Origin of the sequence: Hydrotalea sp. AMD (assembly GCF_004100315.1) — a bacterium.
In the GTDB taxonomy this organism is placed as follows: Bacteria; Bacteroidota; Bacteroidia; order Chitinophagales; family Chitinophagaceae; genus Hydrotalea; species Hydrotalea flava.
The window spans coordinates 59,773-75,797 of record NZ_SCKY01000020.1 but is presented as its reverse complement, the minus strand read 5'-3'; the positions used below and the strand labels follow the sequence as shown (position 1 = coordinate 75,797).

Genomic DNA, 16,025 nt, shown 5'->3' with positions numbered 1-16,025 from the left:
ATAAATTGAATAATGCTGCTACCGATACTTTGCTCCGCTGGAGCATTTTTGTTATATGCAATTAATTTTTCAGTACTTCATCAAAAATTTCCCGCAACATAGAAAAATACAGTTCCAATTCTTTTTTGGTACAGGGCGGAATTTGAATTTTTTGCAAAGTAGTTTTAGGAAAATAAAAAGTACTGCCAAACTCTTTTACAATATCGTCTTCATGCACCTCTACCTTGTACACCGTGTTGGGATAAGAAATTAATTCGGTAACTTTTGCAGTATTGCTTTTACCGTTAAACTGAAAAGTAATGGTTGTCATAAGATAAGTTTGCTTTGAAGAATTTGAATGGGCTATTCCGATTCTAAAAAGTAAATTCATAAAGGTTGTTATGAAAATAGAACAGCAAATTTAACGTAACACATACAGCAAAAGTCCTTTTAGGTGTATTACTACACAGTTTTCAAGGTTATACTACGGTCATGCCTTGTTTCTATTTATACAAATAATGGGAGCAGATGAATATTCTTAATAAAGCAGATGTTTAATATTTACTGAAATTAGCATAATAGCGCACAGCATAAGTGCCGGTATTGAATTGCAATTGCAACGAATTTATATTTAGTTGGGTAATGGATAATTTAGCCGTATCAGTACTACCCATTAACAGTAATTGGTTATTGTTTACTGAATAAGTTGACCAGGTTGTTACACCAGCATAAGTGTAGTAAACAGTATCTTTTGCAGTGAATTGCAGTGTATCAGAAAAATCAGTAGCAAAAGATGGGGCATATACTACTGTTGAACTTACAATCGTTCCATTATTGTTAAAACTATCTACTTTGCTGTTTTGGTATTTCCAATTGCCAATAATGGCTGATGAATAAATAACACTATCATTTTTTCTCCATCCCATGTTAATGCATGCAAAAAATATCATTAAAAAACAAAACGATTTCATAAATAATATTTTTTATCGAATGGGGGATTTTAACTGATTTACATAACTACTGTCTCTATAATAAACACCGTTATAGGTGGTAATAAAATAATAACGCCCACCTCTGGAAATAAAGGTTATCATGGAGTAGTCTTGTATGCCATCTTTATTAAGTTCACTCAAGTTTACATCACGCCCATTAAATCCAATGCGCCAAATTTGATTACCAATGGAATAAGTAGCATAAATTTTATCGCCCATATTCCTAAAAATTAATTGTGGGAAACCTAGTATTCCGGAAAAATCATTAAACAACTGCCAGTTTTCACCCTCGCCAGTTGAATAGTAAAAAACACTACCAGAATTTATAAACAAGGCATGGCCGTATTCAAACGTATTGTATAATGCAAAATTTTTATTTATATTAGGAATTATTGGATTATACCCAAATGCCTTAACGTTACCCAAAGTATCTATGCGAAAAAACTGCCCTCCATAATCTACAAAAAATTTGTGGAAGAAAGTAGCACAGTAATAACCATTCCCGGCAAAGCCAACTGTTCCAAGAGCCGCATGTATATTAATTTGTTTAACCACAACATTGCCATTAATGAGCATTTGCGAAGAAAGCTGAGCAGAATCAAAACTGATCAGATCAAATCGCACAGTTTGGTAATCCCCTTCAACTGGTGTTATGATATAATGGCCGCTATTCACCGGATAAGTACCCACAGGAAAACATTTATTTGGCGGAGGAGTTGATTGTTGAAAACTGCTAAATAGCCCGGGTGTGAATTGTGGTATGTAAGTAAAGGTAGAAAATTGATTATACAAAGGAATATGCATAACATTTAATGTATTATTACCGGAGAAACTACAAAAATTACCCGATAAAACAGAAGATATATAAGCCTGATTATTTAAAGAGGTATTGGATAGGGAAAACTAAAGAAATTATTGAAATTGCCTCTGTTTATGGTAGCCATAATATATACATTGCCGGTTGCTACTACTAATAAACTATCATTTATACAGTTGCTTGCATAAAAATTTGCACCATAACCATTAAATGGTGCTATCATTTGCCAGGCAGGCTTTGTAGTATCTTTAACTACAGTGTTGATGGTTTTTTGCAGGAGAGTGATACCCAAAAAACAGATATTGCCACTACTACTGCTGTTATAAAACGAAGTAACTTCATAAGCAAAAAATATTATTCGAAATTATACATGAATATGTACATAAAAAACGTATTTATACGTATTTGTATTACAATTAAAAAGCAATTGATTGTATTTTTTTGCCTGGTTGTATTTTCAATAAAAATAAATCGAAGATGCTATTCAGCCAGAGTGGGCAGAAATGTTATGCAATTTTTCAACGAAAGCAATAGGGTGGTCTCACCAAGAATCGAACTTGGATCTAGAGTTTAGGAAACTCCTATTCTATCCATTGAACTATGAGACCATTGACTTTTTACCGGTAAAAAGGGCCACAAATATAGGCGTTTCCTGCTATAATTAAAAGGCATCACAACAGAAAAAATACACTACACACCAATATTACATATGTCGTTACAATTATGGTTGTGTATAGGTGGTTGCCGTAAACAATGTCCATGGCCAGGCTTTCATATCTTTTAAATATTTTGATTGCCAGGCATATTCAGGATGGGCTTTATAAAACTTTTCACCAATAAAATCTTCACCGCATGGGTGGCCCATGTGCGCCCAAAATTGCATTTTACCAGCCAATGCAGCAGTGGTTACTTTGCCTTGCACAGCCCCCATAGGGTAATAAGGTGCCAAATCCCATTCCGAACAACCTTTGGCATCTTCATCAATATGGCCACAAATTACACAACGATTATTAGCAGTCATATTATCCAACGCATCATAATGGTCGGCTTCAATTTGTTGGCCGGTAGCTGCATCTAATTTGCCCTTCATATCTACCAATACCAATTGTTCCATTCTGCGCTTACGGGCATTGGGGCTGGTAGTGGCATCGTTTATATTAAAAGTGGTTTCCTCTTTAATTAGTTTTGGATCGCTGGGGAAATTAGAACCAATCATAGCAGTATCCTTACTACGCCATACCCGGTAATCTTTTAAACCCAATTCTAATTTAGCCACCTCATTGGTTTTGGTATCGCCCAATAACCAGTCATTGGCATAACCGCCATTGTTGCCTTTGGTAAATATAGCAATGGCATCATCAATACTGTTGGCATATTGCGCTACTTTCCTGGCTCTTTCAAATTCGGGAATGCCGGTTGTATCAAACCCTAAAAATTGGGTAATGGTGGTTTCGGTAATCAACATACCATTACCGGTAATTACAAAATCATCGCCACTATGGATGAATCCGGGCATGCAATCCATCATAATATGATTACCTTTTTCGGGTACTATATCAGCAATTATATTCCAGTGCTGGCCAATGATATATTCTGTCCAGTTATTATGCCCCATTACAATTTTACCATCTTTGGTATAGCTGCCGGTTGCTATAAATGCGCTACAATTGCCGGGGGCCTTGTTATTGCCACTACCCGGATTTACCTTGTTCATTAATTGGGGCACATAATAAAATGCAAGTTCTTCCGTAGCATTGTAAGCGGTAAGGTCTAAACTATCGTAATGTAAGCCTCTATCGTGCAAGCCAGCCACTATGCCATTGATTTCATCTTTGTATTCCCTGTCTAATTTATCCCATAAAAAATTACGGGCACAGGCTCGGTAAAAGTTCCAGTCTTTTTTGGTCTCATGGGCTAAATAATAAGCAACCGACTGCATGGTGGTATCTATTTCATTGGCCAACAAATAACCATGCTGATAACCGATAACAGCAGGCGAGCCTTCCAAATGCACATATACCCATCCGTTTTTGTTTTCTTTTGAAGCTTTTGCCAGACGTTTGTCGGCAGACGGCGAATGGCAGGCTGTGAATGCAGCCAGACAAAGCAATAGTATTCCTAGTTTCATGTGCATTAATTTTGATAGATGAAAATTAGCAATAAATGATTATAAAAGGGCTGAAAATGTGCTTAAAGCAGCAATTTATACCAAAGAAAAAAGAAAAAATTTGTATTCCGCCTCTGTACAATGAGGGTTTTGCTGAGACTTGACTATATTAAAAAAGAGTCTTCTACCTACCTCTTTCAACCCATGTTCACCTCAACATTGCATTAAATTAAAAAAGCATTAAATAATCCTTCTGGCGGGGCAATACCCCCGCTTAGCCGCCTAAAACATGTAACTTCCATTTAAATATAAATGTATGAAACAGCTTATCTTCCCCTTTCTGATGGTTTTATTGTGTGTGAGCAATACTCTTTCAGCTCAAAAAAACCATACTTCAGAAATACACCCCACCCTTAATCATATTGCTGTTTATGTTTATAATTTACAAAAACAAGCCGATTTTTACCACGATGTGATGTATTTAGATACCATACCCGAACCGTTTCACGATGGCAGGCATGTGTGGTTTCGCATTGGCTCCCATAGTCAACTACACTTAATTCAGGGAGCTAAATCTATTGTAAACCACGATATTAACTCCCATATATGCTTTACCGTTCCCAACTTAAAAGCCTTTATAGAACATTTAAGTAACCTGGGGGTATCCTTTCAAAGCTGGACCGGCCAGAAGCATGGTATTACCAAAAGACAGGATGGTGTACAACAAATTTATCTGCAGGATACGGAAGGCAATTGGATTGAAGTGAATGACGATCGCTTTTAACACTGCCCAAAGCTTTAAAAATCAGGCATACGCTTTGTGCTTTTGCGCCCTATCTTTGCAGCCCATAAAAGCACGTATGAAATTTTATAACCTGATTATTAAATATAGATTCTGGCTGGGTATTGTTGCATTTATTTTAGCCTTTGTAGTAACCATTACCAGTGGGTTTTGGCCGGCATTTGTTTTGTATTTTCTGGGAGTGATTGCCATTTTTACGCATTTCTTCATTGGACCCTTGCGCTTAATTCAGGAACCAATGGAACAGGGCAATGTAGAAGAAGTAGAAAAAATACTGAAATCAATCTGGTTTCCTAACCTTTTATACAAACCGGTTCGCTCTACCTATTTTACCATAAAAGGTAATTTAGCCATGATGAATCAGGATTTTGATACCGCCGAAAAACACCTTAAAAAAAGCAACGATTTGGGTGCCCCCATGCCCGAAGCCGAAGGCGCCAATAAATTACAATTGGGTATGATGGCCATGCAAAAAGGCGATTTAAAACAAGCCGAAACTTATATGCGTGCAGCCATTCGTTTGGGTATTCCCGATAAAGAAAGTGAAGCAGTGGCCTTTTTGGGTATGTGCCAGATTTTTATGAATAAGCGCGAATTCAGGGCTGCCAAAGATTATTTTAGAAAAGCCAAAGCCTGTAAGCCTAAAACCAAACAGGTGGTTGACCAGATTAAAGAAATTGAAAAATATATTTCCCGTATTCCCGGATAAAGGAACTGAATAAAGTTGTTATGCGTGTACGGCAATTCATATCTCATTGCATGAAAAAGCTGCTACTATTGTTTATACTGGCAGGCTTTAGCTTATACACGCTGGTTACCATGCCCAACCATTTTAATGCAGGGCGCAGTTTCATTGCTTTATATAATTATTGCCTGCAGGAAGATGACAATATGAACCTGCTTGAATTTATTGGCGAGAAATTATTGCTGGCAGGGTTTGACCCCACCGAGCAGCAGGAAACACGTTCTGCCAACAATCATCCCTTCCTGCCGGTACCCATTGCTTCTGCCATGGGTTATAATATTTTATTTTATAATCCTATTCAATTTTCTGCTACCATCCATCCTTGTATAGTACAACAAGCCTATACCATTGTAAACAAATTGCACCTGTTGTTATCTGGCTTTCCGGGTGCCATCTTTCATCCTCCATTACCCGTTACCTGCTAAACAATGCAGTTACATTTTATTTAAATACATTCCGGCAATGGCAATACAAATACTATTGTGGCTAAGAAATACCTTTTTCAGTGCCTAAAACTTTGTAATTCGGGATAATGCCTTACTCACAACGGAGCTGCATTGTTGTAATGTATTGTTTTGTTGATTTAAACTGAATCATCATGCTTCGTATATATTTATTTTGTTTATCCCTGTTTTTATTACAGTCAGTTAATGCACAACAAACTATAAAGGGTACGATTAAGGATAGTTCAGGTGCACTGCCACTTACCGGCGTTTCAGTTAGTTTGCCCGAAATAAAAAAAACCACCATAACCGATAGTAGCGGCAATTTTATTTTTGAACTCAATACTTCAGCATTAAGGCAGAATATACGGTTTAGCCATACCGGTTTTACCACCAAAGATTCGTTAATTCATTTACCGGTTAAAGGTCTTGTTACCATTAGCATTGTACTGAATAACCATACCAATAATTTGGGCGATGTGGTAGTAGCTGCTTCTAAAACCAATTCAAGAATAGAAGATTTACCCACCAGGGTAGAAGTAATTGGTGCTGAAGAAATTGGAGAAGAAACACAAATTAATCCCGGAAATCTACTGGGCCTGTTGGGCGATGTGGCCGGCATTCAGGTACAACAAACCAATGCAGCCACCGGCAATGCCGATTTGCGAATACAGGGCTTACCCGGCAGGTACACACAAATATTGAGAGATGGCATGCCGCTGTTTGGGGGTTATTCCGGTAGTTTTGGACTGTTGCAAATTCCGCCTTTGGACCTTAAACAAGTAGAGTTGATTAAAGGTGCCTCTTCTACTTTATATGGCGGCGGCGCCATTGCCGGAATGATGAACTTAGTATCAAAAACCCCCAATCGCAAACAACCTGAAAATAGTTTTATCATTAACAGAACATCATTATTAGAAAACAATCTCAATGTGTTTTCTTCCGCTCGAAACCATACAACTGGTTATACCCTGTTTGCAGGAGGCAACTTACAACAGGCGGTAGATGTGTACAACAATGGCTTTAGTACCGTACCCGATGTAAAAAGTATCTTTGTGCATCCCCGTGTTTTTCTATACAACAACCCAAACAGTACCCTTATTTTAGGCTATACCTTGAATGTAGAAAACAGGAAGGGTGGCGATATGCAGGTGTTAGATGGAAAAGCCACTGCAACACATCAATTCTTTATTCAAAACAAAAGCTTACGGCATACCCTTGATGCCGATTGGGAAAACACTTTAAATAACGGTGCCTGTTTAAGCCTGAAAGCCACCACCAGCCTCTATAACCGGCAGGCTATTACCGATTTGTTTGGCATGAAGGCACAGCAAAACCTTTGGTATAGCGAGTTGGCATACAGTAAAAAATCGGCACAACATAACTGGATTGCCGGACTCAACTTTAACGGTGATGCATTTATGAAACATCAACCGGATAGTACTTTATTAACCAATGAAAATGGATATACCATTGGCGGATATGTTCAAGACGATTGGAAAATAACACCTGCGTTAACAGCAGAAGCCGGGTTACGAGCCGACCATCATAGCGTTTATGGCAATTTTTTATTGCCGCGTATTTCTTTCATGTATCGCTTGAGCTCTCAATTAACCATGCGTTTGGGTGGTGGCATGGGTTATAAAACCCCCTCTTTATTTTCAGGAGATGTTGATGAACGCGATTACCGTTACTTAGCCGGCTATAAACCCGGCACTGTTGCAGAGAAAAGCACTGGCGCAAACATCGACATCAACTACAAATGGCGGGGAGAAAAATGGCAGTTTACCCTGAATCAGAGTTTTTTTTATACGGCCATTCAGCATCCCTTATTGCTCGATTCGCTCACCAATCCATTGAACATGCACTGGTACAATGCACGGCAAAATATTACCACAACTGGTTTTGAAACCTATTTGCAGGCAAGAGAAGATGAAACCGAATTGTATTTAGGGTATGTATATACCAATACACAAAGAAAATATGATTTGCAGGCACCCAACTTTCCCTTAATAGCCAAACACAAAATTGCCGGACTGGCCAGTTTTGAGGTGGAAAACCATTTTAGGATTGGGATAGAACTGTCTTATACAGGAAAACAATATTTAGAAGATGGCACAAGCACCAGAGATTATATTCTTTCGGCCGCCATGCTCAATTACCGGTACAAGAAAATATCTGTAGTGCTGAATTGTGAAAATCTGTTTAACTTTAAAGAGGGCAATTACTGGCAGTTGGTTTATCCGCCTTATTCCAATCCGGTGTTTAGTGATATCTGGGGACCATTGGAAGGCAGGGTATTCAACTTGTCGCTACAAGTAAAATGGTAAAAACGATGAAAGTGACTTTTGTCATGTTTCTAACCAAACAAACAATATAATTTTATATCTGCATGAAAGGTACCTGGCTGAAGCTTTTATTGGTTTGTATAATTTGTGCATTATTGGCTTGGGGTGTAGCGGGAATTATTCAGGCACTTTTGCCGGATACTTAAACTGGTAATTATATCATGTTTCAATCAAATTGTTCAAATATTTAAACAACAAATACAAGTATATGAAAAAAAACATGGGCGGTGCTGACCGCATTATTCGCGTAATACTGGCCATTGTATTTGCCATATTGTATTTTACGCAAACCGTAACAGGCACATTAGGAATTATTTTATTGGTTTTGGGTGCAGTTTTTCTGGCTACCTCATTTATTTCGTTTTGCCCCTTATATACCATTTTTGGTATTAAAACCTGTAAGGTAGAACCAAAGAAATAGCTACGAGTAAATTTGTTTATTGTGCTTTGTTTACTGAATAACCCGGATGGTTTTCCACCCGGGTTTTATTTATGCTGTATGTGTTAATAATGCCGCAGCTGCCGAGTCAGTAAACCAGTGCAGGCTGCCTTTGGGGCGAATAATTTGTGAAGGGTATTGATGCACATTTACAGGCCCTTCCAGCACCGCTTTTAAAGCAGTTGCTTTATTGGCACCCGTGGTAATAAATGCCACCTGCGCCGATTGATTGACAATGGGTGCTGTTAATGTAATACGGTACATTTGCTGCGCCTCCAGCCATAAATGGGTAGCCCATTTTTTTGTTTCATCTATGACCGCCGTTCCGGGAAATAGCGACAAGGTGTGTCCGTCATCTCCCATTCCCAACAAAACCAGATCAAAACTAAAGGGCTGCTCGTTAAAATATTGATGTAAAATTTTTTCATAGGCTGCAGCAGAAGCTTCGGGTGTAATATGTTCCGTTTGCATGATATGAATCTGCTCCGGCTGAACGGGTACATGATTTAACAAGGTATCAAAAGCCATTTTTGCATTGTTCCGCTCATCATTAAAAGGCACAAAACGTTCATCACCAAAAAAGAAATGCAGTTTTGACCAGTCAATTTCATGACGATAAGCATCTGATGCAAGCAATAGGTGCAAACTTTTAGGCGTATTGCCACCCGATAATGCAAGGGTAAACCGATCTTGTTGTTTTAAAGTATTGGCAATTAAATCAACCATCCAATTGGTAACGGCATGCATCAATGCATCAGCATTGGGTTCTATATGTAAGGACATTTCATCTATTTTAAATATCAACAATTCTTATTTACAACAAGGGTACCACGTTGGTTTTACCCATTCAACTTAGCAACAAATGTAATGATCGCTTAAAATATCCCGCTTCCACAAATTATTCTTTGTGTGGCAAGGGCAAGGTAATCCAGTTATGGCCATCTCTTGCTATCAGGGCTTCGGCATCTTCAGGCCCCCAGCTATCGGGGCTATAGTTCGGAAAATCAACCGGTGGCCTGATTTGCCAGGCTTCCAAAATAGGCATAATAATTTTCCAGGCAGCTTCTACCTGATCATCGCGCATAAACAGGGTAGCGTTACCCTGCATTACATCCAGCAAAAGGGTTTCATAGGCTTCGGGTTCGTGTCCATCGTATGCATCTGCATAGCTGAAAATCATATCCACCGGATTCAGTGTTATATCCTGTCCAGGCTTTTTGGCCTGAAAACGCAGCCGGATATCCATATTGGGTTGTATGCTGATGGTTAAACGGTTGGGGCGCCAGGTTTCTGCGGCTTCCGGCGGAAAAGCAAATTTGGGCGCCTGTTTAAACTGAATGGTAATAATAGTGGTTTTTTCATGCAGGTATTTACCGGTGCGTACATAAAAAGGAACATCCTGCCAACGCCAATTGTCTATAAAAAACTTAACAGCAGCAAAAGTTTCAACGTTTGAGTTAAGGCTTACATTTTGTTCTTCTCTATATCCTTTTACTTCTTTACCCTTCATCCAACCGGCACTGTACTGGCCACGCACGGCATGTTCATGCGCCTGCTCTTTGGTAATTTTACGAATGGCATTCAATACATCAACTTTCTTATTCCTTATTTCATTGGCATCAAAACTAACCGGAGCTTCCATTGCAATCATGCAAATTAATTGCAGTATATGGTTTTGTACCATATCGCGCAGGGCACCGCTTTTTTCATAATAACCGCCACGTTCTTCCACACCAACGGTCTCGGCATTGGTAATTTGAACATGGTCAATATAATTTCGGTTCCAAATAGGTTCAAACAAGGCATTGGCAAACCGAAAAGCCAAAATGTTTTGTACAGTTTCTTTTCCGAGATAGTGGTCAATACGATAAATCTGCTCTTCTTTAAACATGCTTTTCAATAAAGCATTCAAGTCGTGCGCACTTTGTAGATCGTGGCCAAAAGGTTTTTCAATTACAATACGCACACAATTGGCAATATTGCTCATCTCTAATTTTCCTAAACTAGTAGCAATATCGGGTACCAATTGCGGAGCCACAGCCAGATAAAAAACCACCTGTGGTTTTACATTCCACTCTTTATTTTTAACACCCACAAAATCACTTAATTTATTATAGGATGATGCATCTTCCCCATCCATAGCAATATAATGAATGTTCTGGCTAAACTCATTCCAATGCTGTTCGGATTTTGGGTCATCTTTACTTCGGCTAAACAAATCAATACCTTTCCATAACCTTTCTCTAAAATTTTCGTTGGTATAAGCAGTACGACCTAGCCCAACAATGGCAAATTGATTAGGCATATAGCCATCTAAAAAAAGGTTGTATAATGCAGGAGAAAGTTTACGCTGATTTAAATCGCCGCTACCGCCAAAAATAAAAACAACGGTTGGCGGGGGAAGATGATTTTCTGTTGGCATAAATATCGTGTTATAAATAATTTAAATAGATCAAATAGGTGCAGAAGGATTAATCCCACTGTGTATGAAAGGTACCGGGTTTATCAATACGTTGATAAGTATGGGCTCCAAACAAATCACGTTGTGCCTGTATTAAGTTTACCGGCATGTTTCCGTCGGTATACGCATCCAAATAACCCAATGCGCTCATTAAACCGGTTACTGCAATTTTGCTTTGTACGGCCTGTACAATTACATTGCGCAAAGCAGTTTCTTTCAATTGCAAGAGTTTCGCCAATTGCTGATCTAATAAAATGTTGGCTAAATCAGCATTGTTTTGATAGGCTGTATAAAAATCTTCTAACAATAAAGAGCGAATAATACAGCCGCCACGCCAAATTTTTACTACATCTTTTAAAGGAATATCCATATTATAAACGGATGAAGCCTTGTGTAACATGGCTAATCCCTGTGCATAACAAATCATTATAGCAGCCTGTAAGGCATGACCTAATTGCTCAATAAATGCGGCTTTGTCTGCAGTAATTTTTTTACGCTCAGGTTGGTACAATGCCTCTGCTGCAATACGCTCCTCTTTATATACTGAAATATCTCTGAATGCTACCGCAATATCAATAGTAGGAATACTAATGGGCAGGTTCATAGCTTCCTGACTGGTCCATTTTCCGGTACCTTTAGAACCCGCTTTGTCTAAAATAACATCTACCAGGTCTTTCCCGGTTTCCGGGTCTTTTTGTAAAAAAATTTGTGCAGAAATTTCAATTAAAAAACTTTTCAATTCCCCTTCATTCCATTTGGCAAATACCTGATGCATTTCAGCATTGGATAAGCTCAATCCGGTTCTTAGCACATCATACACCTCACTAATTAATTGCATAATGGCATATTCTATACCGTTATGTACCATTTTTACATAGTGGCCGGCGGCATCTTTACCCATATAAGCTACACAAGGTTCACCATTTACTTTAGCAGCCACCGCTTCTAATAAAGGTTGCAGGTTTTTCCAGGCAGCCACATCACCACCGGGCATTATGCTGGGGCCAAAACGGGCACCTTTTTCACCACCCGAAACACCCATCCCTACAAAGTGCATTTGTTTGCTTTGCATATAAGTTGTTCTGCGTAAAGTATCTTCAAAAAAAGAATTACCCCCATCAATTACAATATCGCCGGGTTGTAATAAAGGCAATAAACTTTCTATTACATCATCTACGGGTTTGCCTGCAGGTACCAGCATCATTATTTTACGAGGCTGCTCTATCTGTTGCACCATTTCCTGTAAACTACTAACGGCCTTAACTTTATGTTGTGGGGTTGATTCATTGAGCAATGCGGCTCCTTTTTGTTCATCTTTATCAAAACCAATAACAGAATAGCCATGATCGGCTAAGTTCAACAACAAATTACGGCCCATAGTGCCTAAGCCAATCATGCCAAAATGAAATAAATTATTGCTCATATTATATCAATTGAAGCTGCAAATTATACAATAACCTTTTAAATAGCTGAAATGGCATGTTACAATTAACTTATTTCGACAATCGCAATCGATTGCTTACAATACTTTTACAAAAAATATATTGCCATGAGTCAACTTGTAAATGAATTTAATGACTATCGTTTAAAAATGAATGAAGTCATTCTGAGTAAAAACAACCTGGTTTTAAAAAGATTATGGAATTTAGATACCAATACCTATGAACCCGGTGTATTGGATGCCGCCACCAAAGAAATGCTGGGTTTGGTAGCCAGTATGGTTTTACGTTGCGATGATTGTATTAAATACCATTTGGGCAAATGCAAAGAATTGGGTATTGGTACCGAAGCCATTTATGAAGTATTTGCCATTGCCAATATTGTGGGTGGTACGATTGTAATACCCCATACCCGCCGTGGGGCCGAATATTGGGAGGAGTTACAAAAAATTTAGAACAGCAGCGGGAAGAATTACGTAAATTCGCTAACCCATTTATTGAAATAAATTATAAGCCATGAGCGAAGTTGTAGCCACAGCTACCTTAACAGCCAAAGATTTTGCCACCGACCAAGAAGTACGCTGGTGCCCCGGTTGCGGCGATTATTCTATTTTAGCACAGGTACAAAAAGTAATGCCCACATTAGGCATTCCCAAAGAAAATTTTGCCATTATTTCGGGAATTGGATGTAGCAGCCGTTTTCCTTATTATATGAATACGTTTGGTATGCACTCCATTCACGGACGAGCAACAGCCATTGCAAGTGGCCTGAAAGCAGCAAGGCCTGATTTAAGTGTATGGATTATTAGCGGTGATGGCGATAGCTTAAGTATTGGCGGAAACCATACCATTCATTTATTGCGCCGCAATTTTGATGTAAATATGCTGGTATTCAATAACCAGATTTATGGTTTAACCAAAGGGCAATACTCGCCCACATCAGAAGAGCATAAAATTACCAAATCAACCCCTTATGGCAGTATTGACCACCCGTTTAACCCGCTGGCATTAGCCTTAGGTGCGGATGGTACTTTTATTGCCCGCAGTATGGACCGCGACCCCAAACACCTGCAGCAAACTTTATTACGCGCTGCGGCACACAAGGGCACTTCATTTGTAGAAATATATCAAAATTGTAATATTTTCAATGATGGTGCTTTTGAACTTTTTACCGAAAAAGCTACTAAATTAGAAGAAGGCTTATACTTAGAACAAGGCAAACCACTGATTTTTGGTGCTGCACAAAACAAAGGTATTCGCTTAAACGGATTACAGCCCGAGGTAGTTGAATTAAGTGCTGAATATACTGCCGATGATTTGTGGATACATGATGAACACGATTTTTACAAAGCACAAATTCTGGTACGTATGTTTGATGATCCACATAAAACCAGTAATCATTTTCCCCGTCCGTTTGGTGTGTTTTATGAAACCAACCGGCCTTGTTATGAAGAAGTAATGGCCATGCAAATTGAAGAAGTAGTGACCTCAAAAGGCAAAGGCGATTTAGATAAACTGCTAAGGGGACGTGAGGTATGGGAAATTGCTTAATTCATGCATGATACATATACAACAAAAAGCCATCACAGTTAGTAATGATGGCTTTTTTATTGCGAGGAGCTATTGTTTATGTTAACGTAATATCCACCGGAAATTAATGGCCATATTATTAAAAAAATTACCCGAAGTAACGGTACTGTTGAAATTAAAAGAGTTAGAATAACTGGATTGATTAACACCATTAAACGGAGGATATACATATTTCTGATGCCAAAAATTCGCTACTAAGAAATTAGGTAGCGATATGTCCACCAAAAAATTTCTTTTAATAAAATAAGCAATACCGGGATAGCCAAATACCTTAACTGAATAGCCATTAAGTTCAAAGTAAGGATAAGTGCCGGATAATGAACCTGAGGCTACATTTTTAGTTTTATTGATGGCACCGGATAAACCCACATCATAAAATAAACTCCACTTGGCATGAATGGGAATGTATTTTCTTCTAAACAAGTCTAATTCGGCAGAATTACTCTTTTGACGAGTGTAATCATTTGACGTTATGCCATAATTTTTATAAATACTGTAATTATACCCTATCGTTATGCCAAATCCTTCAGTAGCTGTTTTCATTTTTATCCAATTCAATCCCAAACCAAAGCCCTGAGTGTTACTAGAATTAGTGACAACAGTTGAATTTTCATTGACAGTTTTGTATGAAGAAATGTTGAGCGATGGCCCGATTAATTGATTACCAGCCGATAATTGCGACCAACAGGCAACATACACAAAAACAAAAAAAATGAGCAGGAGTAATTTTCTTTTCATATTAAAGTATATTGATGAACATTAAAATTAATGCATCAATATACAAACAATTGTTAATAAGAACAACTAAAAGGTTAAACTTTTTTTAATATACTTAGCTGCACTATGACTGGCTGAATTCGAGCCGTTGCTGCATATAGGGTGCAGCGTTTTGGTAAATACGTTCTAATTTCCAGTTATACCAGGTTTTTGGAGCCGTTTTTTTCATCACCGTATCAATGGTGCGCATGCCAAATAAATTCCATACACCTTTGGCCTTACCTAATAAAGAAGGTTGCAGTGCGCGAAGGCTCATGGCAAAACCACTTTCTAAATATTCCATGTGGTGCCAGTAGCCTGAAGGCATAAATAAAGTATCGCCATGTTCTAATATTATTTCATAACCTTTTGCCTGTTTTAAAGCAGGGAAAGCCACATAATCAGGTAGTCCTTTATATTTGTAATAATTGCTAAAATCTGCCAGACTCAATACTTCAAAAGGTTTGCGGTATAATTTGTGTTGTTCTTCATAAGGAAATAATAATACCCGCTTTCTTCCCATAAACTGGGTGTGGAGAATATGGCTTAAGTCAATGTCAAAATGCATATGTGTAATAGAGCCTTCACCTCCGGTAAACAACATGGGATATTTTTTTACAAAACCCTTCATTAAATAATCAGGCCATGAAAAATCGTTTATTAATTGGGGTGCATGTTCAAAAATATTGAATAAAAAAATACGCCATCCTGCCGGGCCTTTGCGAATCATTTCAATGTATTCACCAAAAGTTTTGTAATCATCGGCTGTATTAATAGGGGTATAAGCATCGCTTTTTACATTGTTGTACAAAGCCACTTTATGCCCCCCTATTAGTTCATTAAAATAATCCCAGTTCCATTTTTGTAAAGCAGGCCATTGCCGGCTTAAGTTTTTAATCACCAACGGTTTCAAAGGCCGGAAATACTGTTGCTGAAAATCATTACCTGAAATATCAGCTACTACATCTACTTTTTGTAACTGCATACACAAAATTTAACTGCAAAAATAAGTGCAAATTCATATTTCATTCTATATCAAGTGTATTTGTTACAGATGGTTAAATACATACATCAAAAAGCATCATTAAAAAGAATGAAAATGCAGGC

The 16,025-nt window shown here is 38.2% G+C and carries 17 protein-coding genes and 1 tRNA gene; 7 read left to right on the top strand and 11 right to left on the bottom strand.

Annotated elements, in window-relative coordinates:
* Positions 1-61 precede the first annotated feature (61 nt).
* The 6 genes from EO766_RS14045 to EO766_RS14020 form a co-directional block, all read right to left on the bottom strand.
* The gene (locus EO766_RS14045) at positions 62-310 is read right to left on the bottom strand and encodes a hypothetical protein (protein ID WP_287101417.1); all 249 of its coding nucleotides are present in this window, start codon (positions 308-310) and stop codon (positions 62-64) included.
* A gap of 223 nt (positions 311-533) precedes the next feature.
* On the bottom strand, positions 534-950 hold the full coding sequence (locus EO766_RS14040) for a hypothetical protein (RefSeq protein ID WP_287101415.1): 417 nt from the start codon (positions 948-950) through the stop codon (positions 534-536).
* A gap of 12 nt (positions 951-962) precedes the next feature.
* Positions 963-1,775, bottom strand: a complete 813-nt coding sequence (locus tag EO766_RS14035; RefSeq protein WP_287101414.1) for a hypothetical protein — start codon at positions 1,773-1,775, stop codon at positions 963-965.
* A gap of 74 nt (positions 1,776-1,849) precedes the next feature.
* On the bottom strand, positions 1,850-2,080 hold the full coding sequence (locus tag EO766_RS14030; RefSeq protein ID WP_287101413.1) for a hypothetical protein: 231 nt from the start codon (positions 2,078-2,080) through the stop codon (positions 1,850-1,852).
* Positions 2,081-2,324: 244 nt separating this feature from the next.
* Positions 2,325-2,396 (bottom strand) — tRNA-Arg (locus EO766_RS14025).
* A 113-nt stretch (positions 2,397-2,509) separates the two neighbouring features.
* Positions 2,510-3,916, bottom strand: a complete 1,407-nt coding sequence (locus EO766_RS14020) for a C45 family autoproteolytic acyltransferase/hydrolase (RefSeq protein WP_287101412.1) — start codon at positions 3,914-3,916, stop codon at positions 2,510-2,512.
* A 295-nt stretch (positions 3,917-4,211) separates the two neighbouring features.
* On the opposite strand from EO766_RS14020, the gene EO766_RS14015 reads away from it, so the two are divergent.
* The 5 genes from EO766_RS14015 (at position 4,212) to EO766_RS13995 (ending at position 8,654) form a co-directional block, all read left to right on the top strand.
* Positions 4,212-4,679: a VOC family protein gene (locus EO766_RS14015; protein WP_287101411.1), complete on the top strand. Its 468-nt coding sequence runs from the start codon at positions 4,212-4,214 to the stop codon at positions 4,677-4,679.
* A gap of 76 nt (positions 4,680-4,755) precedes the next feature.
* Positions 4,756-5,406 (top strand): tetratricopeptide repeat protein, encoded by a 651-nt coding sequence (locus EO766_RS14010; protein ID WP_287101410.1) that lies wholly within the window; start codon positions 4,756-4,758, stop codon positions 5,404-5,406.
* Between the two features lie 50 nt (positions 5,407-5,456).
* On the top strand, positions 5,457-5,867 hold the full coding sequence (locus EO766_RS14005; protein WP_074419679.1) for a hypothetical protein: 411 nt from the start codon (positions 5,457-5,459) through the stop codon (positions 5,865-5,867).
* Between the two features lie 173 nt (positions 5,868-6,040).
* Positions 6,041-8,215 (top strand): TonB-dependent receptor, encoded by a 2,175-nt coding sequence (locus tag EO766_RS14000; protein WP_074419680.1) that lies wholly within the window; start codon positions 6,041-6,043, stop codon positions 8,213-8,215.
* Between the two features lie 226 nt (positions 8,216-8,441).
* Entirely contained in the window at positions 8,442-8,654 is a 213-nt protein-coding gene (locus EO766_RS13995) for a YgaP family membrane protein (protein ID WP_074419681.1), read from the top strand.
* 69 nt (positions 8,655-8,723) lie between these two features.
* Here EO766_RS13995 and pgl read toward each other — a convergent pair whose 3' ends face one another.
* The 3 genes from pgl to gnd all read right to left on the bottom strand — a co-directional run bounded on the left by pgl (position 8,724) and on the right by gnd (position 12,556).
* A complete protein-coding gene (pgl, locus tag EO766_RS13990) occupies positions 8,724-9,455 on the bottom strand; it encodes a 6-phosphogluconolactonase (protein WP_287101409.1) in 732 nt (243 codons plus the stop codon).
* Between the two features lie 115 nt (positions 9,456-9,570).
* Complete coding sequence (gene zwf, locus EO766_RS13985; RefSeq protein WP_074418919.1) at positions 9,571-11,094, bottom strand: glucose-6-phosphate dehydrogenase; 1,524 nt, start codon at positions 11,092-11,094, stop codon at positions 9,571-9,573.
* Between the two features lie 49 nt (positions 11,095-11,143).
* Positions 11,144-12,556 carry an NADP-dependent phosphogluconate dehydrogenase gene (gene gnd / locus EO766_RS13980; protein WP_074418920.1) on the bottom strand — a complete coding sequence of 471 codons (1,413 nt, stop codon included), beginning with the start codon at positions 12,554-12,556 and terminating at the stop codon, positions 11,144-11,146.
* Between the two features lie 126 nt (positions 12,557-12,682).
* Between gnd and EO766_RS13975 the strand changes: the two genes are divergently transcribed.
* Together EO766_RS13975 and EO766_RS13970 are read left to right on the top strand one after the other, a co-directional pair.
* Entirely contained in the window at positions 12,683-13,027 is a 345-nt protein-coding gene (locus tag EO766_RS13975; protein WP_068240689.1) for a carboxymuconolactone decarboxylase family protein, read from the top strand.
* 61 nt (positions 13,028-13,088) lie between these two features.
* Entirely contained in the window at positions 13,089-14,123 is a 1,035-nt protein-coding gene (locus EO766_RS13970) for a 2-oxoacid:ferredoxin oxidoreductase subunit beta (RefSeq protein WP_074418921.1), read from the top strand.
* A gap of 81 nt (positions 14,124-14,204) precedes the next feature.
* Here EO766_RS13970 and EO766_RS13965 read toward each other — a convergent pair whose 3' ends face one another.
* Complete coding sequence (locus tag EO766_RS13965; RefSeq protein WP_074418922.1) at positions 14,205-14,900, bottom strand: hypothetical protein; 696 nt, start codon at positions 14,898-14,900, stop codon at positions 14,205-14,207.
* A gap of 103 nt (positions 14,901-15,003) precedes the next feature.
* Positions 15,004-15,903 carry a cupin-like domain-containing protein gene (locus EO766_RS13960; protein WP_081298611.1) on the bottom strand — a complete coding sequence of 300 codons (900 nt, stop codon included), beginning with the start codon at positions 15,901-15,903 and terminating at the stop codon, positions 15,004-15,006.
* Between the last annotated feature and the right edge of the window lie 122 nt (positions 15,904-16,025).

Excerpts from the sequence above, each read along its gene's own strand:
- EO766_RS14020 (WP_287101412.1), bottom strand. The coding sequence starts at position 3,916 with ATGAAACTAGGAATACTATTGCTTTGTCTGGCTGCATTCACAGCCTGC.
- gnd (WP_074418920.1), bottom strand. The coding sequence starts at position 12,556 with ATGAGCAATAATTTATTTCATTTTGGCATGATTGGCTTAGGCACTATG.
- EO766_RS14035 (WP_287101414.1), bottom strand. The coding sequence starts at position 1,775 with ATGCATATTCCTTTGTATAATCAATTTTCTACCTTTACTTACATACCA.
- EO766_RS13995 (WP_074419681.1), top strand. The coding sequence starts at position 8,442 with ATGAAAAAAAACATGGGCGGTGCTGACCGCATTATTCGCGTAATACTG.
- EO766_RS13975 (WP_068240689.1), top strand. The coding sequence starts at position 12,683 with ATGAGTCAACTTGTAAATGAATTTAATGACTATCGTTTAAAAATGAAT.
- pgl (WP_287101409.1), bottom strand. The coding sequence starts at position 9,455 with ATGTCCTTACATATAGAACCCAATGCTGATGCATTGATGCATGCCGTT.
- EO766_RS13960 (WP_081298611.1), bottom strand. The coding sequence starts at position 15,903 with ATGCAGTTACAAAAAGTAGATGTAGTAGCTGATATTTCAGGTAATGAT.
- EO766_RS14010 (WP_287101410.1), top strand. The coding sequence starts at position 4,756 with ATGAAATTTTATAACCTGATTATTAAATATAGATTCTGGCTGGGTATT.
- EO766_RS14040 (WP_287101415.1), bottom strand. The coding sequence starts at position 950 with ATGAAATCGTTTTGTTTTTTAATGATATTTTTTGCATGCATTAACATG.
- zwf (WP_074418919.1), bottom strand. The coding sequence starts at position 11,094 with ATGCCAACAGAAAATCATCTTCCCCCGCCAACCGTTGTTTTTATTTTT.
- EO766_RS14000 (WP_074419680.1), top strand. The coding sequence starts at position 6,041 with ATGCTTCGTATATATTTATTTTGTTTATCCCTGTTTTTATTACAGTCA.
- EO766_RS13970 (WP_074418921.1), top strand. The coding sequence starts at position 13,089 with ATGAGCGAAGTTGTAGCCACAGCTACCTTAACAGCCAAAGATTTTGCC.
- EO766_RS14005 (WP_074419679.1), top strand. The coding sequence starts at position 5,457 with ATGAAAAAGCTGCTACTATTGTTTATACTGGCAGGCTTTAGCTTATAC.
- EO766_RS14015 (WP_287101411.1), top strand. The coding sequence starts at position 4,212 with ATGAAACAGCTTATCTTCCCCTTTCTGATGGTTTTATTGTGTGTGAGC.
- EO766_RS14045 (WP_287101417.1), bottom strand. The coding sequence starts at position 310 with ATGACAACCATTACTTTTCAGTTTAACGGTAAAAGCAATACTGCAAAA.
- EO766_RS13965 (WP_074418922.1), bottom strand. The coding sequence starts at position 14,900 with ATGAAAAGAAAATTACTCCTGCTCATTTTTTTTGTTTTTGTGTATGTT.